At 52.7% G+C, this 26,136-nt stretch carries 22 protein-coding genes and 1 tRNA gene; 15 read left to right on the top strand and 8 right to left on the bottom strand.

Features of this window, described 5'->3' with window-relative positions; all coding sequences use genetic code 11:
- Positions 1-31: 31 nt before the first annotated feature.
- From ACAW75_RS10835 to ACAW75_RS10825, 3 genes are all read right to left on the bottom strand, one after another.
- Entirely contained in the window at positions 32-559 is a 528-nt protein-coding gene (locus ACAW75_RS10835; protein WP_370728734.1) for a Rieske (2Fe-2S) protein, read from the bottom strand.
- Positions 560-737: 178 nt separating this feature from the next.
- Positions 738-1,703 (bottom strand): electron transfer flavoprotein subunit alpha/FixB family protein, encoded by a 966-nt coding sequence (locus tag ACAW75_RS10830; RefSeq protein ID WP_370728733.1) that lies wholly within the window; start codon positions 1,701-1,703, stop codon positions 738-740.
- A gap of 125 nt (positions 1,704-1,828) precedes the next feature.
- The gene (locus ACAW75_RS10825) at positions 1,829-2,566 is read right to left on the bottom strand and encodes an electron transfer flavoprotein subunit beta/FixA family protein (RefSeq protein ID WP_370728732.1); all 738 of its coding nucleotides are present in this window, start codon (positions 2,564-2,566) and stop codon (positions 1,829-1,831) included.
- 182 nt (positions 2,567-2,748) lie between these two features.
- Between ACAW75_RS10825 and ACAW75_RS10820 the strand changes: the two genes are divergently transcribed.
- From ACAW75_RS10820 to ACAW75_RS10780, 9 genes are all read left to right on the top strand, one after another.
- Positions 2,749-3,075 carry a tetratricopeptide repeat protein gene (locus ACAW75_RS10820; RefSeq protein WP_370728731.1) on the top strand — a complete coding sequence of 109 codons (327 nt, stop codon included), beginning with the start codon at positions 2,749-2,751 and terminating at the stop codon, positions 3,073-3,075.
- A gap of 136 nt (positions 3,076-3,211) precedes the next feature.
- The gene (locus ACAW75_RS10815) at positions 3,212-6,958 is read left to right on the top strand and encodes a metallophosphoesterase (protein WP_370728730.1); all 3,747 of its coding nucleotides are present in this window, start codon (positions 3,212-3,214) and stop codon (positions 6,956-6,958) included.
- A 54-nt stretch (positions 6,959-7,012) separates the two neighbouring features.
- A complete protein-coding gene (locus ACAW75_RS10810) occupies positions 7,013-8,113 on the top strand; it encodes a mandelate racemase/muconate lactonizing enzyme family protein (RefSeq protein WP_370728729.1) in 1,101 nt (366 codons plus the stop codon).
- 85 nt (positions 8,114-8,198) lie between these two features.
- Positions 8,199-8,762 carry a GNAT family N-acetyltransferase gene (locus tag ACAW75_RS10805; RefSeq protein WP_370728728.1) on the top strand — a complete coding sequence of 188 codons (564 nt, stop codon included), beginning with the start codon at positions 8,199-8,201 and terminating at the stop codon, positions 8,760-8,762.
- Complete coding sequence (locus ACAW75_RS10800; protein WP_370728727.1) at positions 8,759-10,042, top strand: serine hydrolase domain-containing protein; 1,284 nt, start codon at positions 8,759-8,761, stop codon at positions 10,040-10,042. The genes ACAW75_RS10805 and ACAW75_RS10800 overlap by 4 nt, the downstream gene beginning before the upstream one ends.
- Positions 10,043-10,232: 190 nt before the next feature.
- Complete coding sequence (locus ACAW75_RS10795) at positions 10,233-11,486, top strand: dicarboxylate/amino acid:cation symporter (RefSeq protein WP_370728726.1); 1,254 nt, start codon at positions 10,233-10,235, stop codon at positions 11,484-11,486.
- 64 nt (positions 11,487-11,550) lie between these two features.
- On the top strand, positions 11,551-13,188 hold the full coding sequence (locus tag ACAW75_RS10790; protein ID WP_370728725.1) for an ABC-F family ATP-binding cassette domain-containing protein: 1,638 nt from the start codon (positions 11,551-11,553) through the stop codon (positions 13,186-13,188).
- Between the two features lie 115 nt (positions 13,189-13,303).
- The gene (locus ACAW75_RS10785) at positions 13,304-13,747 is read left to right on the top strand and encodes a peptidylprolyl isomerase (RefSeq protein ID WP_370728724.1); all 444 of its coding nucleotides are present in this window, start codon (positions 13,304-13,306) and stop codon (positions 13,745-13,747) included.
- A gap of 125 nt (positions 13,748-13,872) precedes the next feature.
- Positions 13,873-14,511 (top strand): hypothetical protein, encoded by a 639-nt coding sequence (locus ACAW75_RS10780; protein ID WP_370728723.1) that lies wholly within the window; start codon positions 13,873-13,875, stop codon positions 14,509-14,511.
- Between the two features lie 100 nt (positions 14,512-14,611).
- On the opposite strand, the gene ACAW75_RS10775 is transcribed toward ACAW75_RS10780, so the two are convergent.
- A complete protein-coding gene (locus ACAW75_RS10775; RefSeq protein ID WP_370728722.1) occupies positions 14,612-15,361 on the bottom strand; it encodes a TrmH family RNA methyltransferase in 750 nt (249 codons plus the stop codon).
- Positions 15,362-15,366: 5 nt separating this feature from the next.
- Between ACAW75_RS10775 and tamL the strand changes: the two genes are divergently transcribed.
- Positions 15,367-17,994, top strand: a complete 2,628-nt coding sequence (gene tamL, locus ACAW75_RS10770; RefSeq protein ID WP_370728721.1) for a translocation and assembly module lipoprotein TamL — start codon at positions 15,367-15,369, stop codon at positions 17,992-17,994.
- 66 nt (positions 17,995-18,060) lie between these two features.
- On the opposite strand, the gene tgt is transcribed toward tamL, so the two are convergent.
- A complete protein-coding gene (gene tgt / locus ACAW75_RS10765; RefSeq protein ID WP_370728720.1) occupies positions 18,061-19,191 on the bottom strand; it encodes a tRNA guanosine(34) transglycosylase Tgt in 1,131 nt (376 codons plus the stop codon).
- Between the two features lie 213 nt (positions 19,192-19,404).
- Here tgt and ACAW75_RS10760 point away from each other — a divergent pair, with 213 nt between their 5' ends.
- The 5 genes from ACAW75_RS10760 (at position 19,405) to ACAW75_RS10740 (ending at position 22,396) form a co-directional block, all read left to right on the top strand.
- Entirely contained in the window at positions 19,405-20,568 is a 1,164-nt protein-coding gene (locus ACAW75_RS10760) for a glycosyltransferase (protein ID WP_370728719.1), read from the top strand.
- 166 nt (positions 20,569-20,734) lie between these two features.
- Positions 20,735-21,355, top strand: a complete 621-nt coding sequence (gene rsmG, locus ACAW75_RS10755) for a 16S rRNA (guanine(527)-N(7))-methyltransferase RsmG (protein ID WP_370728718.1) — start codon at positions 20,735-20,737, stop codon at positions 21,353-21,355.
- A gap of 105 nt (positions 21,356-21,460) precedes the next feature.
- Complete coding sequence (locus tag ACAW75_RS10750) at positions 21,461-21,787, top strand: hypothetical protein (RefSeq protein WP_370728717.1); 327 nt, start codon at positions 21,461-21,463, stop codon at positions 21,785-21,787.
- Between the two features lie 181 nt (positions 21,788-21,968).
- Positions 21,969-22,042: transfer RNA gene (locus ACAW75_RS10745), tRNA-Asn, on the top strand.
- A gap of 228 nt (positions 22,043-22,270) precedes the next feature.
- Positions 22,271-22,396: a hypothetical protein gene (locus ACAW75_RS10740; RefSeq protein ID WP_370728716.1), complete on the top strand. Its 126-nt coding sequence runs from the start codon at positions 22,271-22,273 to the stop codon at positions 22,394-22,396.
- A gap of 79 nt (positions 22,397-22,475) precedes the next feature.
- Here the strand turns inward: ACAW75_RS10740 and ACAW75_RS10735 are convergent, their stop codons facing one another.
- The 3 genes from ACAW75_RS10735 to ACAW75_RS10725 all read right to left on the bottom strand — a co-directional run bounded on the left by ACAW75_RS10735 (position 22,476) and on the right by ACAW75_RS10725 (position 25,856).
- The gene (locus ACAW75_RS10735) at positions 22,476-23,360 is read right to left on the bottom strand and encodes an inositol oxygenase family protein (RefSeq protein ID WP_370728715.1); all 885 of its coding nucleotides are present in this window, start codon (positions 23,358-23,360) and stop codon (positions 22,476-22,478) included.
- A 175-nt stretch (positions 23,361-23,535) separates the two neighbouring features.
- A complete protein-coding gene (locus ACAW75_RS10730) occupies positions 23,536-24,513 on the bottom strand; it encodes an aldo/keto reductase (protein ID WP_370728714.1) in 978 nt (325 codons plus the stop codon).
- Positions 24,514-24,611: 98 nt separating this feature from the next.
- Entirely contained in the window at positions 24,612-25,856 is a 1,245-nt protein-coding gene (locus ACAW75_RS10725) for a DUF2264 domain-containing protein (protein WP_370728713.1), read from the bottom strand.
- Positions 25,857-26,136: the final 280 nt, after the last annotated feature.

Raw genomic sequence — 26,136 nt, 5'->3', positions numbered from 1 at the left:
AGAAAATTGGCGTTACTAAGACATGCAGGAATCAACTGTATACGACCAGGGTCGTGCCATCAGTAATCACTTTGTATGCTTTGATGCCGCTGCCGGCGAGACTGTTCTTACCGGTGCCATCCAGATTAAAGCGGGCTCCATGATCGGTGCAATAAAACTCGGTATTATTGAAGATGACTCTTTTTTTAGGCTCATGACTACAGGTCTGCGTAACAGCCGCATAGGTGGTGGCGCTTACTTTGGCAATGACGATACCACTCAGGATAACGTACCCACCCACAGTTTTAAGCCCGGTAGTCGTGGCCAGATTGATGGTCACTAGCGGATTTTTGATACCTAACACATCGGATGAAGAGGCTGTTGTGCTGGTTGGCGTACTGACCGATGTGGACGTTGAAGAACTGATTGTTGCCCCGTTTGGACCGGTGATGGTCTGGCCCTGAGCATTCAATGTCAACGCAGGTACGTATGAATCTTCTTCATGAACGCAGGAGGTTAACACGGCCATCAGGGCAGCGCCCCTGAAGCCGAGATTTTTTAGAAAGGTATACCGGTTCATTAGTACAAGAATTGCCGTTTATAGTAGGTATTACGCAGGGGTAGAACGGTTCGTTGCACATAAAATTTTGTAAGCACAAACAACAAAAAAGGCACCCCTGCCTTTGTTTCGGTAGGGGTGCCTCAGTAAGGGCAACGATCGGTTTGGTTATCAGACCGGTTCACGCAGGGCCTTACGCCTAGTTCAGCGCCTGAACTGCTTTTGTCAGTTTGGGTAATACCTCGAATACGTCACCAACAATCCCGTAGTCGGCCGATTTGAAGAACGGAGCGTCAGGATCTTTGTTGATCACCACAATCACTTTCGACGAGTTGACCCCCGCCAAATGCTGAATGGCTCCTGAAATGCCGGCGGCGATATACAGGTTTGGGCTCACCTTGATGCCCGTCTGCCCAACGTGCTCATGGTGCGGCCGCCAGTCCAGATCAGACACTGGTTTTGAGCAGGCCGTAGCCGCGTGAAGCGCTTTGGCCAGTTCTTCAACAATACCCCAGTTTTCGGGCCCTTTCAGGCCACGCCCGGCTGATACCACGAGGTCAGCTTCGGGCAATAGAATATCGCCCGTTGCCTTTTCGGTGTTGGTCACTTTCAGCACGAAATCGCTGTCGGCAACGGTTGGCGTGAATGCTTCTACGCTGGCCGTAGCGTCGGTTTCCTCGGGGGCAATTGTGTTTTTCTTGATGGCCAGGATTTTTACGTCGGCTTTCAACTCGTTGTATGCGAAGGCTTTACCGGTGTAAATGCTGGTCTTCACGCGGAAACCGCTGCTCAGATCGGGCAGGTCAATGACATTCGGCGCCAGACCGGCTTTCAGTTTGCCAGCCAGCCGCGCCGCCATGGCGTCGCCTAGGGATGATTTGGCCAGCACCACGACTTTTGCACCTTCCTGCTGGGCGGCGGCCGCTACTACGGAGGCGTAGGCCATGCCGTTTACTTCATTCAGCTTACTATCGGCGGCATGTAGCACCTTCGTTGCGCCAAAACGACCCGCTATAGCGAGTTCGCCCTGATCGGCGGTGCCAATAACAACGGCCGTTGCCGACGTACCCAGCATGCTGGCTACTTTAGAGCCGTAAAAAATGGCCTCCTGCGAGGACTTTTTGAGCTTCCCTTCGTCGAGCTCAGCAAAGATTAAGACAGACATAAACGAGTTTATAGTTTACAGTTTGCTGTTTTCTGTTGCTCCGCTATACTCTGTAGTTGGCTGTAGGCAGCGCAACAGAAAACCGGTCCGCCGGTGCGGGTAAACTGAAAACAGTAAACTTGTTTTTAGATGACTTTTGCTTCGGTGCGTAGGAGCGTGATGAGCGTTTCGGCTTCGTCGGCGGGGATCATTTTAACGCTGCCCCGTGGCGCTGGCAGTTCGTAGCTGGCTACGGCCGTGAGTGAGTCCTGACCGGCGGGCTGAACAATTTTCAGCGGCTTGGTGCGGGCCGTCATGATCCCGCGCATGTTCGGAATTTTCCATTCGGCGATGGGCTCCTGGCAACCTAAAACCAGCGGCAACTGCGCCTCGATGTCTTCTTTACCGCCTTCGATTTCGCGCGTCATTTTGGCCGTAGTGCCGTCGATGTCGAGTTTCATGACGGGTGAGATAGACGGAATGCCCAGCATCTCGCCCACGATACCGTGTACCTGTCCGCCGTTATAATCGATCGACTCACGGCCCATCAAAATCAGGTCATACGGCGTTTCCTTGGCGATAGCGGCAATTTGTTCGGCTACGAAATACGCGTCGATCGGTTCGGCGTTGACCCGGATGGCATCGTCAGCACCAATGGCCAGACACTTACGAATGACCGGCTCCGCGTCGGCTTCGCCCACGTTGAACACCGTTACCGAAGCCCCCAACTTTTCTTTCAGCTCAACGGCCCGCGCCAGCGCATAGTCGTCGTAGGGGCCCGTGATGAACTGTACCCCGGCTTTGTTGAACTTGGTGTTGTTATCGGTAAACGTAATTTTGGTCGTTGTGTCGGGCACGCTCGTGACGCACACTAAGATTTTCATAGACTGGCGTTTAGTTTTCGGTTTACTGTTTACTGTCTTCTGGTTGCTTCGCTTGTCGCAGTCTGTCTCAGTCAGCAGCGCCACAGAAGACAGTAAACAGTAAACGGTAAACAGTTTGATTTGGCGAAATTACACATGATCTTTTAAATGGTATGCATGCATACTACTTTTCTTCTTAACTCATGAATCAGGAACGTATCCAACAACTCCTTCAGTTTGTCCAGGATGAACCCGGCGACCCTTTTACTATTTATGCCCTCGGCATGGAATACCTGACGGAGAACCCCAGCCAGGCGCAGCACTACTTCGAACGCCTGTTGACCGATCACCCGCAGTACCTGCCGACCTATTACCATGCCGCCCAGCTCTATACCGATCTGGGCAATCGCGCCAAAGCCGCTGAGCTCTATGATTTTGGTTTGTTGCTGGCCAAGCAGCAGAACAATGAGAAGACCTTCGATGAGTTAAAACGCGCTTACAGGAGCTTCCAGGACGAGGAAGACGAGTAGGCGCTTCGTTTTGGCGTGACTCCGCGTTGAGCTGAATGATACACTTGGGTTGATAACCTCGGTGGCAGCGCTGCGATACATAGATAAACTGGCCATGCAGGTGGTCAGCGATATGTTTCTTTTAAACATTTTATCTATGAAACCCTCTCTACTCGCAGTATTGGCTTTTCTGCTTAGTGGCGTCAGCGCCTCTGCTCAACCGACAACGCCTGTTTTTCAGTCGGGCGCTACCTGGAAGTACTTAGTGACGTCGGCGAATGCGGTGCCTGCGGCGGCCTGGAAAGCTGATCCCAACAGTGCGCCTGCGTTCAACGATGCTGGCTGGCTGTCAGGCCCCTCCCCGCTGGGATATGGTGGAACCAGCGAAACAGGGAACGGTACAGGTACGTGCCTGAACCAGTGTGTATCAACCACGGCGGCTACCTGCCTGACCTGTACCACCCGCGAGATCACCACCTACTTTCGGAAAACGATCAACCTCACCACGGTTGCCGGCTCCTTCTTTCTGAACTACCGGCGCGATGATGGCATTGTGATCTACATCAACGGGACAGAGGTGCGGCGCGAAAACCTGCCGCCGGGCCTCATCACACACACAACCCTTGCCGCCGAAGCGGCCGATGAAGAACTGTGGACACAACTGGAACTGGCTCCGGGCGTATTGCGGACAGGCACTAACGTGATTGCGGTTGAGATCCACCAGATGAGTCCAGCCAGCTCTGATATTCGCTTCGACATGAACCTGTGGCGTTGTGATGTCTGCCTTTTACGGGGTCCTTATTTGCAGCGGTATTCCGACGATCCGAATCTGGTGATTCCTGCCGGTAAACGAAGCATGACGATACGGTGGAGTATGAATGTAGCAGCGGGTGGACAAGTTATTTACAGGCGGAAAGAAACAGCAGGTACGTTGCCAGGCAGCACAACGACGGTTTCTGCCCAGACCGCACCAAAGGCATATACCGTGGCCACGAATGGGACCCCCCGGACCCTGTATGATGTCAGCGTGACGCTGAACAACCTTGAGCCGGATACACCCTACGCCTACACGATTCAATCGGCAAACGGCGCCATGCGTCAGGGCGATGCCATGAACTACTTCAAAACAGCTCCGTTGATCGGCGCTCCTGCAAAAACACGCATGTGGGTGTTGGGCGACTTCGGGAAACAGGTGCTCCCGCTGGGTGGTGATCCCGACCCCACCCAGATGAAAATCAGCAATGGATTCAACAAGTATGTAAAGGACCATGCCCTAACGGAAGGCGCCAGCTACATCGACTTATGGCTTTGGCTGGGCGATAATGCGTATGGATGGGGCCTGCCCGAACAGTACCAGAACTATGTGTTTGAGGCTTACGATGGCCGCCGGTACTCGTCGCAGTATATCATGAAGCAGACGCCCATTTTCGCTACGCCTGGCAACCATGATTATCACAACAATCAACAGGGGGCCAATGACGCGAATACACCGCTCGATTACCGGAAAAACCATGGCTTAAACCATTATTACGACGTGGTGAACAACATGACTGCCGGGGATTCAGCAGGCAGGCACTCCCGCCACGAAGAATATTACTCCTTCGACCACGCCAACATTCATTTCGTGAGCCTGGATACATACGGGCTGGAAAAAGGGCAGACAACCATTTTTCCGGCAGGCAGCGAACAGTTGACATGGCTGAACGAAGATTTAACGCTGGCACAGGCCAACGCGAAGATCAAGTGGATTGTCGTGTTCTTTCATCATCCGCCCTATTCGATGGGTTCCCATCAGTCTGATGGCGACCTGGACCTGATAAACATTCGTGAGAAACTGGTGAAAGGCGTGTTGGACAACTACAGGGTAGATCTGGTCCTCTCGGGCCACAGCCACACTTACGAGCGGTCGCGCCCGATGCGAGAACATTATGGTCTGTCGACCTCATTTGTGCCTGCGTTTAATGCCCCTGCTGGTAACAATGGTCGGTCGAGCGGAAGCTACGATGGAACACCCGGCAACCCGGTCGGTGGTTCGTGCTTTTACTATAAGAGCGCGGCAGACCCCAAAAACCACATCATTTACGTCGTCAACGGGTCGGGTGGTGGCATAGAAGATATTCAGCCGCCCTGCGATCCCGCCAACCCGACAAGTCCCTGCTGGCCTCACAAAGCCATGCAAACATCGCTCAATACAGGTGGCTCCCTGTTTATCGAGGTGGAGCAGGATCGGCTCGATGCAAAATTCATCGACGAAAATGGGGAGGTGAAAGACCAGTTCACAATCATGAAGGACCTGAAGTCGTTTGGGGTTCCTGCAACGGACGGCACCACCCGCAGGGCCGCCTGCGAATGCTCCGACGCTGAAGGCTGGACACATTACACCGACTTGAAAGCTAACCTGTTGCTGTCGATCAAAAAGAAAGGCGCTACGATAGGCACGGTGGGTGATGGTACGTTCGACCTTCAATTGAAAGGGGCTACCGGAACCAGCGTTATCAAGGCTAATTTCCCCAACAACTACGTCAGATCAACCCTGCCATCGAACCTATCGGGCACCTGGGTTACCATGAACCGGTATTGGTCGATTACGCCTACCACTGAATTGAGCGGCAACAGCCAGGTGTTAGTGCGCCACTATTTCAATGAAGCCGATAAAATGTCGGTGCAGATCGACGGAGTAGGGCCGGCTATTGCCTACAAAATCAATAATGAGGCCGGTACGTATAACCCGGACCCCGCTTCGGGCCATGCCGGTATTCCGAAAGCAGCGGCCTATAATAAGAATGGCGCCTGGACGTATGACTACGGCGATATGCAGACTGGTGTTGGTTCATGGTATACAACGTATGGGTATGATGTACCAAACCTGGCTTACTGGATCAACAAATGGGATGCGGAGCGGAGTGCATCGTCTACCGCCAGCTGGAAAAGCCGGTATATGGGTAAGGGCAGCTACTGGGGCGAAATGGTCATTGGGCGGCTGAAAGGTGGCGGCGGGATTGGTACCTACAATCGATACGCCAACCCAACGGGTAGCCAGCCGGTGATATTGACCGGAAGTCACTGGACTTACTTCGCTAAGGGGTTTGCCCCGGGCGCCAACTGGAATGGTACCACCCCGACTGTTGTATTCAATGAAGCAGACTGGGCAAAAGAGGCTGAAGATGGCCCGGGGCTTGTATCGCCTTTTGGCTATTCGCCCAACTATGAGGACGGGGAACGTACCCGTGTACCGGCCTGCGCCCAGGAACCCTGCTCAACAAAATGGTGGACCGTCTATTTCCGTAAGTCTTTTTCGCTGAGCGATGTGCCTTCGTATTACAACTACAAGTACTACATCATTAATTACAAGCGCGACGACGGAATTGTCATTTATATCAATGGCAAGGAACTGCGCCGTGATAACATGCCTGCCGGAACCATCTACTACAATACGCCCGCCTCAACGGCGGTAGCTGATGAAGCTGACTGGCAAACAATCATCATTCCCAACGATGGGCAGTTTATCAGGCCGGGTCAGAACATCATTGCCGCTGAAGTGCATCAGGTAGCCGATGCCAACGGACAGGCTACCAGTTCCGATATGCATTTTGATCTGGAAGTGATTCGAACCGCTGATGTTGTTTCATCAACTGCCCGGATGGCCGTTGACGAGACAGCCCGGCTGGATGAATACAAGGTAGAGGCCTATCCAAATCCGACCCGCGATGGGAACGTATCGTTCTCGCCTGCCTTACCCTACCACTCTTACATACTGACCAATAGCCAGGGCAGGATCCTGAAACAAACCACTACGGCAGGTATACTGGAACGACTCGACCTGTCGGATCAACAACCGGGTGTATACATCCTGGTAAGCCAGGGAGAGTACGGCACCAAGAGGTTCAAGCTGGTGAGGAATTAGTCGCCCACCGGACAGGTTTTACGGCTTTGGCCAAAGCCTTCGTATTTTGCGCCAATGAAGATCATCGGCGTTACACTCTACCAATACAATATTCCGCTGAAGGCCCCGATTGCCATTTCACTGGGTACCATCGATGCGGCTCGTAACCTACTCGTCTGCATTGATACCGATGCTGGGCTGACGGGCTGGGGTGAGGGGTCGCCGTTCTGGATGATCGTGGGCGAAACGCAGGCGTCGGGCCTGGCTGCGGCCCAGGATATGGCCCAACTGTTGATCGGGCGTGATCCGCTGGCTATCGAAGACTGTCTGCAAGCTATTCTGCGGTACCTGCCTGGTCATCCCACTACGCGCTCGGCCTTCGACATGGCTTTATACGATCTGGCCGCTAAAGTTGCCAACATGCCGCTTTACCAGTTTCTTGGCGGGGTAAATCGAACACTGATCACCGACGAAACCATCTACATTAACGACCCCGAACGCATGGCCGAAGACGCGCGTCGGATTGAAGCGAATGGGGGAGAGGCTATTAAGGTAAAACTAGGCACCACGGCACAGGCCGACCTCGACCGGCTGGCCATGATTCGGCAGGTGATCCGCTATGAAACGCCAATTCGCCTCGATGCCAACCAGGGCTGGGACGTACCTACAGCCCGCGCCGTATTGAGTAAGCTGGGCGATTGGAACGTCGAGTATTGCGAGCAGCCCATTCTGAAAAGCAACGTACCTGGACTTCGGCTGCTGCGGCAGCAAACCAACGTACCCATCATGGCCGACGAATCAGTGTTCGATGCGGTTGACGCCATTCGGTTGGTGCGTGAAGAGGCCGTCGATTATCTGAATATCAAGCTCTCGAAAAGTGGGGGCATATTCGAAGCCCTAAAGATCAATGCCGTTGCCGAAGCCGCCAACATGGCCTGTATGATTGGCTGCATGTCGGAGTCACGACTGGCGTTGACAGCCAACGCCCATTTTGCCGCCGCTCGCCAAAATGTTCGTTTCTGCGATCTGGACGCCTGTTTTGAACACGCCGAAGACCCGGTGCTGGGCGGGATTACCTACGACGGCTACCTGATCTCTATTCCCGACGTACCTGGCATCGGTGCTGAAATAGACCCCATATTTCTGGCAACCTGCGCATCGGTTCACGTTGCGTAGCACTGTACTATCGAAGCTCCAGCTTCGGTAGTCAATAACTCTACTGGAACGACCGAAGCTCCAGCTTCGGTCTTACACTCACCCCATGCCGATCACCATTACCACTACCCAAACCGACGCCGATCTCCGTGGGTTGCTGGCCCTGCAACAGCGCAATCAGGTACGTAACCTAACGCCCGAGGAGCAGCGGGAGCAGGGTTTCGTGACGCTCACGTATACATTCGAGCAGATGAAACGGATGCACCAGGCAGCGCCAACGGTCATTGCCAAAGATGGCGACGAAGTGGTGGCCTACGCCATCACTACCGTACCCGAGGTCCGCGCCGACATACCCGAACTAGCTGTCCTGTTCGGTTTGGTCGATACCTTACAGTACGAAGGTAAACTACTCTCCGAATACCCATATTACGTAGTAGGTCAGGTGTGTGTCGACTCGCGTTACCGGGGGCAGGGTATTTTCGATAGGCTGTATGGGCACCATAAAGCCCTGTACCAGGATCGGTATCGACTCTTTATCACAGATATTTCGGCCCGGAATACGCGGTCGTTACGGGCCCACCAACGGGTAGGATTCCAGGCTATCCATTCTTTCCATGAACCCGCCGCCAATGAAATATGGGAAGTGGTCGTGTGGGATTTTACGAAATGAAAAGAACGCTTTGCCTCTGTCTGTTATCCACCTCGTTACTAGCCCAGCAGCCAGTCTCTCGCCCGTCAGTTCCAAACCAGTTTGTTTTCAACGTCAATCCGGCCAAACAGGGATTTTCGCCTGAACGATTAAAGCGGGTCGACGTCTTATTACAGGGATTTGTTGATCAGGGGCTGGCTCCAAACGCCGTGGCAATGGTTATTCGAAATGGCGACGTAGTGTTACACAAAGCCTATGGGTACAGCAATCTGGAGAAGAAAACTCCCGCCCGCACGACCGATATTTACCGGATCGCCTCGCAGTCGAAAGCCATTACGACCACGACGCTGATGACCCTGTTCGAAGAAGGGAAATTCATGCTCGACGAGCCGATCTCGAAGTATATTCCGGCCTTTAAAAACCCGGTGGTGCTGGTCAGCTACGAAAAAAATGACCCGGTGAAAGGTGCCTACGAAACCCGGCCGGCGAAGTCGGAGATCACCATTCGTCAGCTCCTATCGCACAATGCGGGTATTCCCTACGAACACCCGCTCGATCAGCGGCCAGAGTTTAAAATCCCGTTTTTCGGGTCGAAAGAGTCCGATAAGCTGGAGGATGTGGTGAACAAACTGGCGAAACGTCCGCTGATCAAAGACCCCGGCGATGGGTTTACGTATGGCCTGAACACGGATATTATTGGTCGGCTGGTCGAGGTTCTATCCGGCGAACCGCTCGATGTGGCTATGCGAAAACGGGTGCTGAGCCCACTGGGGATGAACGACACGCATTTTTATCTGCCACCTGGTCAGGCGGGGCGTTTGGTGGAACTGTACACGAAAAATGCAGAGGGGCCAATCACCCTGAACGCCAATGATACGTACCGAAATTTCGCCATTTCGGGGGCAAAAACGTATTTTTCGGGTGGCGCCGGTCTGGTTGGTACGGTAGAGGATTACGCGAAGTTATGCCAGCTGTTTCTCAACGGAGGTACGTTCAACGGCAAGCGAATTTTGGGTCGAAAAACCGTTGAGATGATGCTGCGAAATCAGATCGGTGACGCCAACGTCTGGGATCGTCAGGATAAATATGGCCTTGGCTTTCAGCTCATCACGGCGAACAGTCATTACGGGGATCAGGCTACGCCGGGCTCGTTTACCTGGGGTGGCATGTACTGCTCTGAATACACGATCGACCCTGCCGAAAATCTGGTCATGCTGGTCTACACCAACATCCATCCGTATGCCTACTACGGTGATTTCGTTCGCAAGTTCCGGGCTGCGGTATACCAGGCGTTGGAGTAGTCATTTTGTAATGTGGCCGGGAAGACTCATTTTTAAAGAATATTTGCTTTGGCTACTGGCTGGCGCAAGGCCCTTCGACTACGCGTCCCGGACAGGCTCAGGGCCGTGCGCCAGCCAGTAGCGCTAATCTTAATAACGTATACAGGCTCACAAAGCACCCACCATAACCCAGTCGGTTTTTACACTTCCTATGAAACTAAACATTACTACTAAAATCGTCATTGGCTTTGTGCTGGGCGTGCTGATCGGTCAGATTCTACACAGCAGCTACGATGTGGCTACCGCAGAAGGGATCGGGCAGAAATTCCAATTGGTTAGCAAAGTGTTTCTGAAGCTGATCAAGATGATCATCGGCCCGCTGGTTTTCTCAACGCTGGTAGTCGGCATCGCCAAACTGGGTGATTTTAAGGTGGTTGGCCGGATCGGTATCAAAACGCTGGGCTACTTCTACTTCGCCACCATCCTCTCGCTGATCATCGGCCTGGTTGTGGTCAACGTAACCAAGCCCGGCAGCATCCAAAGCTGGCCCCGGCCGGCCGCCGGTACGTCGATCGGCGTTGAAGGCAAGAAATTGAACTCGATAGAAGAGTTTATCCTCCATATCTTCCCCGATTCAGCATTTCGGGCACTGGCCGAGAATGAAATCCTGCAAATCGTGGTGTTTTCGTTGTTCTTCGGCGTGGCACTAGGGGCTATTGGCGATAAGGGAAAGTCGATCACCAAGGCGCTGGATGCGCTAAGCGAGCTGGTTTTCAAGATGGTTGGGTACGTGATGCAACTGGCTCCGTTTGCCGTATTGGGCGCCATGGCGGCTGTGGTGGCGTCGAAAGGGTTGAGCATCCTGGCGTCGTATGCCTACCTGTTGCTGTGTTTCTATGGTGGCCTGCTGTTCTTCATCTTCGTTGTGCTGTTTGCCATCTGTGCCGTATCCAGGATTCCGTTCTTCCGGCTGTTGCAGGCCATGAAAGCACCATTGCTGCTGTCGTTCAGCACGGCATCGTCGGAGGCATCCTTACCGCAGCAGATCAAGGTGCTGGAAAACTTCGGCATCTCAAACCGGATCATCGGCTTCGTGCTACCGTTGGGCTATTCGTTCAACCTCGACGGCTCCATGATGTACATGACCTTCGCTACCGGCTTCATTGCGCAGGCGTACGGTATTCCGCTGACCCTCAATCAGCAGATCTTCATGCTCCTGACGCTGATGATCACCTCGAAAGGCATTGCCGGTGTACCCCGTGCCTCGCTCGTGGTCATTGCCGGCACGCTGGCCCAGTTCAACCTGCCCGTCGAAGGGCTGGCCCTGATTTTAGGCATCGACCCCTTCCTCGACATGGGCCGTTCGGCTACCTCCGTAATGGGCAACGCCGTTGCCACCACCGTAGTAGCCAAATGGGAAGGCGAACTAGACCTTAACCACGTACCTGTGCTGGAAACGGAGTAGCTGCCTGCTAATCCCGCTAAAATTTCGTACCTTTGCGGCTTAATTTCAGCCACAACGAACGCGAATGATATCAGTATCGAACGTCTCGCTGCGCTACGGCAAGCGGGTACTTTTTGACGACGTTAACATAAAATTTGTACCCGGTAACTGCTACGGCGTTATTGGTGCCAACGGAGCCGGGAAATCAACGTTTTTGAAAATCCTGTCGGGCGAAATTGAGCCGCAGACAGGGCAGGTGACCATGGGGCCCGGCGAACGGATGTCGGTGTTGAACCAGAACCAGTTTGCCTACGATGAATTTCCGGTGCTGCAAACGGTGATCATGGGGAATAAGCGCCTGTATGACATCATGCAGGAGAAAGACGAACTCTATGCTAAAACCGAATTTACCGATGCCGATGGCGAACGTGCCGGGGTGCTGGAATCAGAGTTTGCCGAGATGAACGGCTGGGATGCCGAATCAGACGCCGCCTCGCTGCTATCGGGCCTGGGCATCACCGAAGACCTGCACTATACGCAGATGGCCGACCTGAACGCCTCCGAAAAAGTACGCGTACTGCTGGCACAGGCCCTTTTCGGCGACCCGGATATTCTGCTCCTCGACGAACCGACCAACAACCTTGACGTTGAATCGGCGATCTGGCTGGAGGGTTTTCTGGCTAATTTTAAGAACACAGTGATCGTGGTGTCCCATGACCGGCACTTCCTCGATCAGGTCTGTACACACATCGTCGATATTGACTTCTCGAAAGTGAAGCAGTATGCCGGTAACTACACGTTCTGGTACGAATCGAGCCAACTGGCGCTCCGTCAGAAGCAGGACCAGAACAAGAAAACGGAAGATAAGCGGAAAGAGCTGGAAGAGTTCATCCGCCGCTTCTCGGCCAACGCCTCGAAGTCGAAACAGGCAACGAGCCGTCAGAAACTGCTGGAGAAGCTCACCATCGAAGACATCGCGTACTCATCGCGGAAGTACCCCTATATCCACTTCAAGCCGGAACGTGAACCCGGCGATCAGATTCTGACGGTCGAGAATCTAAGCTACACGGGCGAAGACGGACAGAAACTGTTCAGCAACGTGTCGTTCTCGATGAACCGGAACGATAAAGTTTTCCTGTACAGCCGCGATAGCCTGGCCGTGACGGCCCTACTCGATGTGCTATCAGGTACAAAACAGGCTGACTCAGGTACGTTCAAATGGGGCGTGACGATCACGAACGCGTACTTCCCGAACGATACCGGCCGTGATGCGTTCTTCCAGGCTGCCGATGACCTGAACCTGGTTGACTGGCTGCGTCAGTATTCAGTAGAAAAAGACGAGTCGTTCATTCGGGGTTTCCTGGGCCGGATGCTGTTCTCGGGCGAAGAGTCGCTGAAGAAAGCGTCGGTCCTGTCGGGGGGTGAGAAGGTACGTTGTATGCTGTCGCGGATGATGCTGTCGGGGGCCAACGCCCTGATGCTCGACGAGCCAACCAACCACCTGGATCTGGAGTCGATCGAAGCGGAAAACCGGGGGCTGATCGAGTTTAAAGGGCCGGTCCTGTTCTCCTCGCATGACCACCAGTTTGTGCAGACGATTGCTAACCGGGTAATCGAACTGTCGCCAACCGGCATGCTCGATAAGTTGATGACCTACGACGAGTTCATCGCCGACTCGCGGGTAAAACAACAGCGTGACGAATTATATAAACAAGTTGCATAAACTAAACTGGTTTCAGGCTTCAAGTTTCAGGTTTCAAGTGCATCGCTTATCATCTATTCATTGGTTCAGCGGAGCACTTGAAACCTGAAACTTGAAACCTGAAACTTATTTTCCAATGAAAGCTCTAATGAACACCGATCGTGGTACAATGACGATCGAATTTTTCGAGAAAGACGCGCCGGGAACGGTTGCCAACTTTGTGAAACTGGCCAAGTCTGGTTTTTATGATGGTGTCGTGTTTCACCGTGTCATCCCTAATTTCATGATTCAGGGCGGTGATCCAACTGGCACAGGTGCAGGTGGCCCCGGCTACAGCATTCCCTGCGAACTGACTGGCGATAACCAATACCACGATCGCGGGGTATTAAGCATGGCGCACCGTGGTCGCAACACGGGTGGTTCACAGTTCTTCATCTGCCACAACCGTCAGAATACGGCTCACCTCGACCGGAACCACACGGTTTTCGGTAAAGTAACCGACGGCATTGACCTCGTTGACCAGATCAAGCAGGGCGATAAAATCCAGTCGATCACGATCACGGAAGAAGCTGAAGCGTAAGCTGTAAATCTCTTTTTAGGAGCCCCGCCAGAAGTCTGGCGGGGCTTTTTTATTTGAATTGGCGTAGAGCCGCAAAATCTTGCGGCTCTACATGCGTCAGCAATACAAAACCCCTTATTTGCAGCATGACAGCACTACCCCCCTGGACCTTGACGGGCAATGGCCTTGTGTTGATCGCGCACTTCCCTGAGGAGTTTGTGCGGCAGCATGGGTTTCTGGAAGACTTCCAACAGGTAGGTTACCGCGGCTGGATCGGAACCGTTATGCTCGTCGATTATACATCGTCGGATGTCGGGCCGTATTATGAGTTGCTATTTATTCCCGGCCTCTTCAACCTCAACGGGCGAACTACATTTTCGATCTCGAAAATTTACGTCTCCACGCAGGTGAGCGTTGATCATGGTATAGCCAACTGGGGTATTCCGAAAGAGCAGGCCGATTTCGCGATCACGACCCAGCCAGATGGCTCGAAGATGTATCGGGTGCGTAAAGATGAAGTTGTGTTTTTCGCAGTACGAGTCAGCGCTGGTGGTTTATCGTTTCCCGTCAGCACAAAACTGCTGCCTGGTTTTCAGGTAACACAGCGACGTGGTAACGAACTGGTATTGACGGCCCCCACCGCCAGCGGCAAAGGCCAGTTAGCGTCACTGCATGATCTGCAAATCAATACCGACTACTTCCCCGATATTCGGCAGGGAACGCAGTTGGCAGCCATCGCGATGACATCGTTTGAGATGGTATTCCCGGTGGCTGAGGTATTGTAACGTGTGTTGCGTTGGTATGTGTTGCTTCGCGCTCTAGTCCCTTCGACCGCGAAGCAACACATACCAACGCGAAGCAACAAATCGCCCAGCAGCAACGTACCTACCCCTGCACGCGGCGGAGATTATCCAGGATCACAGCCGTGGCGATGCCTACGTTGAGCGATTCGGCGTCGCCGTAGCGGGGAATGGTGATCCGTTGGGTAACAAACGGCGTTACTTCAGGGCTGATTCCGTTGGCTTCGTTTCCCATGACAATGTATCCACCCGATGGACTAAACGAACTTTGATGTACGTCGGTCCCATCCAGAAAGGCGCCATAAACAGGGGCATTTGCCTGTTCCAACACCGTGCTTAACGAACCGTACCACCAGTTTACCCGTGTAAACGAGCCTTTACTGGCCGAAATAACTTTTGGGTTATACACGTCAGCGGTGGTGCCGGAGCAGAGGATCGTGTTAATACCATACCAGTCAGCGATGCGGAGGATAGTGCCCAGATTGCCGGGATCACGAATGTCATCGAGCACCAGCGCCCAGTCGTCTTCAGCCCGTAAAAGCGGTACATTTGCACGCATACGCACAACCGCCAGGGCAGCGTTATTGCTTTCGAGCGTACCAATGCGGGTTAGTTCGTCGGCCGTGGCGGTTTCAATTCGGCAGCGTTGGCGGTCTGCCTCGTCGGCGTTTTCTTTGTAAAAGGCGTCTGTTGTCAGCAGCAGATCGACCTCAAATGTTGATGACAGCACTTCCTGCACACTCTTCGCGCCTTCGACCAGAAAGCAGCCTTCCTGCTGGCGGTATTTTTTCTGGTGCAATGACCGGACGAACTGCGCGATAGATTTTGATATCATAAAAAATGAATAATAGACAATCGGCCCCCCGGTTCACTAAACGTCGACACGAACCCCGGAGATGGACCAAAGGTATACTGAGTTTTGGCAAGCATAAAGCTCAGCGCTCCGTGTACGTTACTGGTGGCCTGATTCTACTTTTTGTTTTTTTGCTGGATGCCTGTGCCCCGGCCAGGCGATCTGAAAACCAATATCTGCTTTACTCGCAGTCGGTGAAGGGCAACCAAATCATTGAAACCGAAGAACTGGAGGCGTTAATTCCCCGGCGACCCAATAAACGCTTGTTGCAGCTCCCATTTACCCCTGGCCTTTGGATTTACCTGGGTACGTCCGGGCACTATAATCCAGACTCGGCGCAGCGCGTTTTGGAAGCACGCACAGCCCGCTTCGAGCAGGAAAGCCAGGTGGTTGGTAATGACCCTAAAGCTCTGAAAAAACTGAATCGTCAGTTTAATCATGACGCTCGCCGAACACAGAAATACATTGAGAAAGGAAACTGGTGGATGCGCAACTTCGGTGAACCGCCCGTATATTATCTGCAGGCAAATGCCCAGGCCGATTCCGCAAAAATGCGCCTTTTTTTAAATAAGAAAGGCTTTCTTGGCGCCAAAGTCCGCTATACGGTCGATACCCTTGCCGACAAACGGGTACGGGTCAACTACATCGTGTCGGAAGGGATTCCCGCTGTTTTCCGGTCAATCAACTATGAGATTGCCGATAAGCGGATCGACTCGCTGGTAGGCTACTCGTTGGGTGCTGCGCAGATTAAAGCGGGCGATCGGCTCGACGAAGACAAGGTGATTGCCGAAAGTGTGCGCATCGAAGAATTGTTGCGAAATAACGGGTACTACGGTTTCTCGCGCCAATACATTATTCCTTTCGGGAACGACACGGTAAAGAACGTACCTGGCGATACGTTGAGTAAGCCGATAGAATTGACCATGCGGATTCTGAACCCTCCCGGCAAAAACAGCCATCCGGTGTACCATATCGGCGACGTACAGATGACGCTCGCCCGCGACCCTCGGTTGGCCACAGACACCGTGCGACGAAACGGTATTCGGTACTTTCTGGAAGAAGGAATGTATTCAACGCGGCTGCTCGATACCAAGATCGCGCTACGCCCCGGCGCGCTTTACCGGCTTCGCGATTACGCCGACACGCAGCGACAGCTTTTTCTGCTCAATCAATTCCGATTTGCCAACGTCAATTTTACCGATACGACTGGCCGCCGCCTGAAAACAGTAATCACGGCTACACCCCTGGACAAGTACGATATTACGACTGAGTTAGGGGCAACAGTCTTGTATTACGGACAGGGATTTCCAGGTCCTTACGCCAACGCAGCGCTGCGAGTGCGTAACCTGTTTGGTGGCCTGGAGACGTTTGAGATTGCCGCTCGATACGGCCTGGAAGCGCAGTTAGGTTTCGCGGCTGATTCTGTGTTGTACTCGCAGGAGTTTGGCCTGACCGCGTCGTTGTTGTTTCCACAGATCTTATTCCCCGGTAAAACGCGTTTTCTTTTCAACACGCTCAACCCACGCACACAACTCTCGGTAGGGTACACGATTACGAGTCGTCCTGATTACACCCGGCGAAACCTGCGGGCAACCATGACGTACCTATGGCAACGTACCCAGGCCCAGCAGTTTAATCTGAGCATTGCCGACATCAACTACTTGCAGGCAGATATTCAAAACAGCAGTGTAGGGCGGCAATTTGAAAAGTCGCTGGAAGACTTAGCTGCCCAGGGAAGTACGATCAATAACAGTTTTCGAAACGCTTTTTTCTCGAGTGTCAGCTTCGGTTATACCTACAATACGAACATATTGGGGCAAAATAAGCGGGCCAATTTTTTCAGAGCAACGGTTGAATCGGGTGGAACAACGCTCAATTTCTTGAAAACGTCGGCTATCGAATCGTTAACACAAAGCACGGGATTGCAATTTTATAAGTACCTGCGTACGAACGTTGATTACCGACACTACCTTCCTATCTCGCAGCGAGCTTTACTTGCCTTTCGCGCCAATGCTGGTATCGTGTTCGGGTATGGCGAAAATGGCACGGCACCTTACGAAAAACGCTTCTTTGCCGGTGGTTCCAACAGTGTTCGAGCGTGGCTACCGCGTCGGTTAGGGCTAGGGGCTTCCTATCCCCGGTCGACTACATTAACTGATGGAACCTCGGTGCCCGTTTTTGCCGAAGGCCAGAGCGGCCAGTTCGATTACCGATTTGAGCAGCCTGGCGATGTGCTCATCGAAGGGTCAGCCGAACTGCGGGCACGGCTTTTTAAATTCGTGGCCGACGTGAACGGTGCTGTCTTTATTGATGCAGGAAACGTCTGGCTATTGCGCGATCCTTACGGGACGAACCCCACCGCTGTTTTCCGGCCAGGTACGTTCTACCAGCAACTCGCCGTAGGTACCGGCGTGGGCCTTCGCCTCGACTTCTCATTCTTCGTCCTTCGATTCGACTTCGCCGTAAAAGCCTACGACCCCTCGCGCAGGTATGTTGATCCAACCACAAAACAGCTCATCGATGAGCGGTTTATCCTGAATCAGTTCTCCTTCAAGAACCCGTTTTCCGGCACCAATCCGGTGAACGTAGTCTTCGGGATTGGCTACCCGTTCTGATATAAAGAGCGAGGGGCGAATGGCAAAACCCGCGTAAGCAGCTTTCGCTCTTTCACCATTCATTCTTTACATCCTCACCATCAATCGTTTGACCATGTCGTTTTTCCACGACACGAAATCGCCGGCTTCGATGTGGGAGCGGGCCTGCCGAACGAGCCAGAGATAGAAGGTCAGGTTCTGCAGCGAGCCAATTTGTCCGGCCAGTAACTCATCCGATTTGAAAAGGTGACGCACGTAGGCCTTCGTATAGAAGGTACTGGCATAGCCGCCCAACCCGGCATCGATGGGGCTAAAATCTCGGCTCCATTTTTCATTCTTCATGTTCATGATGCCCTCTGTGGTAAATAGCAGCCCGTGGCGACCATTACGGGTAGGCATCACGCAGTCGAACATATCAACACCCAGGGCGATGGCTTCCAGAATATTGGCGGGCGTACCCACGCCCATCAGATAGCGCGGCTTGGTTCGGGGCAGAATCTCGTTCACCAGATCGATGGTCTTGTACATGTCCTCGGCCGGTTCACCAACCGCCAGACCACCAATGGCATTACCGACCCGCTCTTTACCGGCAACGATGGATGCTGACTCGCGCCGTAGGTCGGAGTAGGTGCTGCCCTGCACAATGGGGAAAAGATATTGGGTATAGCCGTAATGCCCTTCTGTTTCATCGAAACGCCTGATGCAGCGATCGAGCCAGCGATGGGTCATATCCATCGACTTTTTGGCATAGGCGTAATCGCAGGGGTAGGGGGTACATTCATCGAAGGCCATCATGATATCGGCGCCAATCGTACGCTGAATATCCATCACGACTTCTGGCGTAAATGTATGTTTTGACCCGTCGATGTGCGATTTGAACGTAACACCTTCTTCTTTGATCTTCCGCGTATTGGACAACGAATAAACCTGATAGCCGCCCGAATCGGTTAGAATAGGCCGTTTCCAGCCATTAAACGCGTGTAACCCACCCGCTTGTTGCAACACGTCGAGGCCCGGCCGCAGGTAGAGGTGGTAGGTATTGCCAAGAATAATATCGGCATTGATATCTGTTTCCAGTTCGCGTTGATGCACCGCCTTCACCGTTCCTGCCGTTCCGACGGGCATGAAAATGGGAGTTTGAATGGGGCCGTGATCGGTGGTCAACGTACCTGTTCGGGCTTGCGAAGCCGGGTCATTGTGTTGAATTGTAAAGGTCATTGGATGAAGTTTACAGTTTACTGTTTGCTGTTTACAGTTGCGTTGCCACATTCACCTTGAGGCTAATGAGCAACGCAACTGTAAACAGCAAACAGTAAACTGTAAACAGAAAGCATTGTGCTGAAACCACAAAGGTACGATGCCGCTGTTTGTCTCTATCTTTGCGGCGTTGAATAGTCTACTTCTCCATTTGATTAAACTGCTACCATTCTGGTGATTACTAGTTTACTGGCGGGATGGCTTGGCGTGCTGGTGATTCAGGTGCTGTGCCTCCTTTTTCTATTTGCCCGAACGGCGTTCCGGCCCGTCTCGGCCCCGGCTGGCGCATCGCCTTCTGCTCCGGGAGTAACGATCGTGGTTTGTGCCAACAACGAACATGACAACCTGCTCGAGCTACTCCCGATGCTGACCGCACAGGATTATCCCCTCTTCGAAGTCCTGGTGATGGACGACCGCTCGACTGATCTTTCCGACGTATTACTGGAAGAGCTGGTGCCGTTGTTACCCAATCTGCGTTACATCCGGGTAGATGTGGAAGCAGCGCACGTGACGCCCAAGAAATATGCCTTGACCATTGCCATGAAAAAGGCAATGTACCCAACCGTCCTGCTGACCGACGCCGACTGTCGCCCCGCTTCAGATCAGTGGCTGGCTGGTATGGTTGCGCCGCTCCAGAATGCGGCGACAGAAATTGTGCTGGGTATCTCGCCATACAGCCGCCGCCCTGGCTTCCTGAATTTCCTGATCCGGTCAGAAACGCTATTCACAGCCGTACAGTACATATCGATGGCCCTGGCTGGTCGACCCTATATGGGAGTTGGACGTAACCTGCTGTATCGGCGCGAGTTGTTTTTTCGGCACAAGGGCTTTTATAGCCACATGCGCGTCTGGGGCGGTGATGATGACCTTTTTGTGAACGAAGCAGCTACGCCCCGGAATGTAGCCGTCAGCCTGCACCCCGATACGTTTACCCTGTCGACACCCAAAAAAACCTGGGATGCCTGGAAACGGCAGAAACAGCGGCACTTAGCCGTGGGCAAATACTACAAAACCAGCGATAAACTACGGCTGGGCCTCATTACAGGCACGCATGTACTCACTTGGCTGCTGGGTTTATTGGCGGCTGGGTACGTCGTGTGGTTGGCCTTGACTCACCAGACTGCGCTCCTCTATCGGCCGCTGCTGCTGATCGCAACGGGCCTTTTTGTGCTGCGTTTTGGTTTATTTTGGGGAATAATCGGCCGCATTGGTCACCGGTTGGATCAGTTGGTACGCTGGTACGCTATCCCAGCCTCTGATCTGACGCTTGCCATTTATTATTGCCTGTCAACCGCACGCATGGCCTTTACCTGGCGTCGAAAACAGACGGGTTGGTAGAAACTAGTTTCAAGTTTCAGGTTTCAGGTTTCAAGTTTCAAGTTTCAAGTAGCGCTGCTAACTGAACAGTTGATTCATGAGCGAAGCACTTGAAACATGAAACCTGAAACTTGAAACTTGAAACTTGAAACTTGAAACATGGAACTTGAAACGCAAGACTTGACACGTGGAACAACTTCTCGCTTACTTCCCAAATCTAACCGACGGGCAAAAAGCTCAATTTGCCGCACTCGACGGGCTATACCGCGACTGGAATGCGAAAATCAACGTGATCTCGCGGCAGGATATCGACGCGCTCTATGAAAAGCACGTACTGCATTCGCTGGGTATTGCCAAAGTGATTCAGTTCAAGCCCGGCACCGAGATTCTCGACGTGGGCACAGGCGGCGGCTTTCCCGGCATTCCGCTGGCTATTCTCTTTCCGTTGGCACAGTTTCACCTCGTCGATAGTATCGGCAAGAAGATCACAGTAGTAAAAGGCGTAGCTGAGGCACTGGGGCTAGCCAATGTCCGTGCCGAACAGGTACGTGCCGAATCACTTGGCCAGAGTTATGATTTTGTCGTGAGTCGGGCTGTAACGCGCCTGCAGCCGTTTATGAGCTGGATGCGCTACAAAATCACGAAGCGCGGCAACAACGACCTGCCCAACGGGGTTCTGTATCTGAAAGGCGGTGATCTGACCGAAGAATTAGCCGAGATTCCCGACAAGTATACCATTTACAACCTCTCTGACTATTTTGAGGGGGAATTCTTTGAGACCAAAAAAGTAGTACACGTGAAAAAATAGTTTACAGTTTGCTGTTTACAGTCTTCCGTTACTTCGCTGTGGTACGTATCTGACCACAGCGAAGCAACGGAAAACTGTAAACAGCAAACTGTAAATACAAAAACCATGAACGAACGATTTAGCAGCAGCAGTTTCAAAGATCCGATCCGGCAGGATGTGATTGAGTTTAACGACAAGGGCGTCACTTTCCGCGTGAAGAAGCTTATTGGCGGCACCGACAATTTCATCTTCTATTCCGACATATCGGGGGTGGAGATCGATAACGGCCTTTTCTTCTCAACGATTCGTATCCTGCCTCGTGCCCGACCCGAGATCGTGCTGAACAATTTCACCAAGGGCGATGCCCGCCGCGTGAAGGAGCTGATCCTGGAGAATGTACCTGCCAACCGCCCCGACGCCTTTGGAGGGCCGACCGGCTACGGGCAGCGATAAAAAATTAATTATTAATGGCCATTCGTAGTCATTGATAGTCATTACGTTGTAAAGCCAGCCAGACGCTAAAGCGGCCGCAGCGACGAAAAAGGACGTTTTTTTTCGCCAAATGCTTGCGTTGAACCGCTCATTGGCCTACTTTTGCAGCACGATATCAGAACAACGATATCGTCCGGCACATTCCCGAATAGCTCAGCCGGTTAGAGCATCTGACTGTTAATCAGAGGGTCGCTGGTTCGAGCCCAGCTTCGGGAGCAATCTTTAGAAGGCTGTTACGTATACCGTAGCGGCCTTTTTTGTTGCCCTCCTATAGAGTTAAAGAAGGACTGTACTACAGAAGAGAATGCTATACTAGTGTCACTGCTGTATTATTACTTAAGCGTTCGGATAGGGATCCCGTATTTTTCATTAAATTTTTATTTAAAGGAAACTAATAACATATCTATTCCGTAAGTAGAGTCATCGTAACTCCTAAAACGCTTCATGACTACCAAATCACTCTCATCCGTATCACTGGCTACCGTTAACATCATTACCTGGTCTGTTGTCCTGCTTTGTTCTGCCTTTATGGCATGGGGACTCTGGCAAGTGGTAGCGGGCGTATTGTAGCCAGGCAAGTACCATTTCTGAGCCATAAAAAAAGCACTTAACAGCTAGTTAAGTGCTTTTTTTATAGAACCAGGCGCGTTTACAATCGAACTGTAGCGGGCAGGTACTTTGCAATCAGATCCTCATAATAAGGGCGGAGTTCGCTCACAACAGGTGTTTTGGGGCTCTTTGAATACAGATCATACGGATTGAATTTGTCTACCCACTTGAACATGGCCCGGTCATGATCGTTCAGCAGGTGATCGTACGCCTTTTCGCGGTGTTGCGAGTAAAACGAGTGATACCGAATCATGTACAAAGCTGGCTCTGGCAAATAATCTTTCGTAATATGATATAGATACTCATCATGTCCCCACGACATGGTCACGTTATCCAATCCACATTGATGGCTGTAAACACCGTATTTCGTATTGAACTGCTCATTCTGGCTGTCGGGGTTGGTCGCGAAATATTCGGGATAGACGATCTTGTCAGAATGCTGGCAACCAACCGGGAAAGTGTCGCCCACTACGGCCCACTGTGGTTCGCCGAACAGGCAGAGCACTTTGCCCATATCGTGCAGGAAACCCGTTAATACAAACCAATCGGGATGACCGTCGGCGCGAATGGCTTCGGCCGTTTGCAGCAGGTGTTGCAACTGATCGAGCTCAATATCCGGATCTGAATCATCCACTAAGGTGTTCAGAAACTCCATAGCTCCCCATACCGACATTTCCTTTTTGTCGAACGCCAGATACTCGGCCCGCTTCCGCTGTACGAAGTCGTACGTCTGGTACTGGTGATTTAGCCTGTAAAATTCCCGAACCGTATCGCGGGTGGGGGCTTCGTAGTTGCGAAACTCCGCTTTGGTCTTATGTTCCGGGTCGGCCGGGTCGGGGTAACGGGCGAGCAGGTCATCTTCCCACTCGTCTAACGAACCCAATGGGTTGATTTCCTGCGGCGTTAGCGTTGATTGCTGGTTCATAGAAGTCTTGCAGCTATTTATTGGTTAAAAGTAGGAATTTATTGCACATGTGCTACCGTCTTGTAGGGGTGATAGCCCTTTAACAGATGGCACATGCCAGCTTGAGATACTGTTGCAGGCTGCTTTATTAGTTCCTGCATCTCGTCCGGGTATGATTCGTCGTACCGCCTGGTCGTTAAATGCCTGCCACTGGATGAGGCTGATAAATAGCCTCCAGCTGTTTTATTTCGTCGGCCGATAACGTTATGCCCAGCGCGCCGACGGCATCCTGCAAATGGCCGGGCTTGCTGGCTCCGATGATAGGCGCCGTAACAACAGGCTTGGCCAACAGCCAGGCCAGTGCAATTTGAGTAGGTGGAATACCTCTTTCCTCCCCTAGCTTGGTCACCAGGTCTGCAATGGCAAAATCATCGTCGCGCGTGTACAGCGATTTGCCAAAGGTGTCTGTTTTGGCGCGTTCCGTTTCATTACGCTCTTTGCTCCGCTTGCCGGTGAGTAATCCCCTTGCCAGCGGCGACCAGGGAATGACGGCTACTCTCTGATCCTGGCAGAAAGGCAGCATTTCGCGCTCTTCTTCCCGGTATACCAGGTTATACTGTGGCTGCATGGAGACGAAGCGGGTCCAGCCGTTCAGGTCGGCGGTATATTGGGCTTTCGCAAATTGCCAGGCAGCCATCGACGAAGCGCCAATGTAACGGGCTTTCCCAGCTTTTACCACATCGTGTAAGGCCTCCATAGTCTCCTCGATGGGCGTATTGGCATCCCACCGATGAATCTGGTACAAATCAACATAGTCGGTGCCAAGTCGTTTCAGGCTGGCGTCAATGGCACTCATGATGTGCTTGCGCGAAAGACCCTTATCGTTAGGCCCGGGGCCCATGGGGTTAAAGACTTTGGTAGCCAGCACGATCTCGTCACGGGTTGCAAAATCACGCAGGGCACGGCCAACAACTTCTTCACTAGCCCCGGCGGTGTAGATGTCGGCTGTGTCGAAAAAGTTGAAGCCGAGTTCCAGCGCTTCCTGAATAAATGGGCGACTTTGTTCTTCATTAAGTGCCCAGGGCCAGCGCTCTGTGGGGCGCCCGTAGGTCATGCATCCCAGGCAGAGTTTCGAGACCATCAGGCCCGTATTGCCAAATCGAACGTGATCCATGCGTAGTGCTTGCGGTTGTTTGCATCAACGTAACCAGTCTGCATGCGTATAGTTTGCCGTGATTAATCGATGACGGTAACGGGTTGCCACGGATTGAATTAGCCCGTAATCGCGTGATCAACTTTGACGTCCTGCCCAGACCAGATCTTTTTGGCAGTCCAGGCTTCGGGAGGAGCAGTCCAGAAGGGATCAGTAGCCGGGAGGCCAAGTGGGAGAAAGGCTTCAGTGCAGAGGTACAGACTACCGGTGGAAATATACGTCTCCCCAATAGATGGCTGATGGCCGCACAGCCCAATCTGCAACCAGCCTTTGGCATCGAACGTACCTGGCGCATCCATTGTCCGCTGAATAACGGCGGTTAGCGCGCTACGTACCTGGGCTGCAGACAGTTCTGCGGGTAACTGTTTCTGTAAGGCTACCTGAGCGAGTAACTGGAAAGCACCGCAACGGTAGGCAAGTGACCGACCGAAAGCCGCAAATGATCCGTCGGGGCCGATGAGCCGTTCTTGGATCATGGCGTATCGCTGGGCGCGGGTCAGTAAGGTAGTATACAGGCGTATATCCGCTTTTTTAGCGTCGACAAGGGTTTGTACGACATCCAGAAGCATGGGTTGAATGACATAACTGTTGTAATAATCCCAGTGAAAGTCAGGGCCATCGCCGTAGGCGCCATCGCCTTTATACCAGGCTTGGTGCTGCCTGATCGCGTAATCCATACGCATTTCATCGCCCTCGCCGGTGAATTTCAGCAAAGCGGCTTCAATCATGGCGCTGAATAACAGCCAGTTGGTATAGCCAGGTTTAATGACCCGGCTTGATTTCAGCGCCGCAATCAGTCGGGTCTGCGTTACGGTATCGAGCCGTTGCCAGAGTTGTGTTGGCGCCCGTAGCAACCCATGCGCCAGAAAGGCTGCGTCGACCAAAGGCTGGCCACCCTGATTGAAGTTCAGCGCATCAAGCGACTGCGGATCTACGGCGCTGGCTATGGCTTTCCGAGCCATTTCGGCGTATGTCTGTTGCTGAAGCTGTTCGGTGCCTGTGGCCGTATGTTCCAGCCAGGGTGCTAAACCCGCCAGCGTACGACCAAGCGCTTCCAGATGCGATACGGCTCGGCGACTTGCTTCCTGCCCCGGAGCCGATTCAACGGGCATAGTTGCCTTGAGTTGCCCTTTTGCTAATGCGCTCAGTACCGGATGCGCCACGTTCAAAAGGGTGTCAAGCCAGTAAGTCCGGTCATCCAGGGGCATAGACGCAGCGAAAGATGGAGAAGCGCTGGCTTCGACTGGATTAATTGAGAGAAAAGGAAGGGCTGAAAACAGGCGGGCGAAATGACGTCGATGCACGGTTTGTAGAGGACTTTGCTTTATACAAGTTGAGCGGAAAAGTAAGCTCCCCCGCCCAACTTACTGCCTTTTAGCTGACTATGGGTTGCCCTTGACCGGTAACGTACCCAGTATCCTATGGCGTTACCGGGAAGTGTCGCTGGAGTATTCCGCTGCGATTTATGCTTTGTAATCCATAGCGAGCACTGCTCGGCGTGGTTGGTTGTCAACTGGTGCCAGCAAAACCTTTCCTGATTAAATCTAGACAAAAGAAGCATGACGAATAGGGGCAGAATGGTGC

It is taken from the genome of Fibrella arboris (assembly GCF_041321095.1).
GTDB classification, from domain to species: Bacteria; Bacteroidota; Bacteroidia; order Cytophagales; family Spirosomataceae; genus Fibrella; species Fibrella arboris.
Note: the sequence above shows the minus strand (reverse complement) of the source record. Positions and strands in the feature narration are given on the sequence as shown.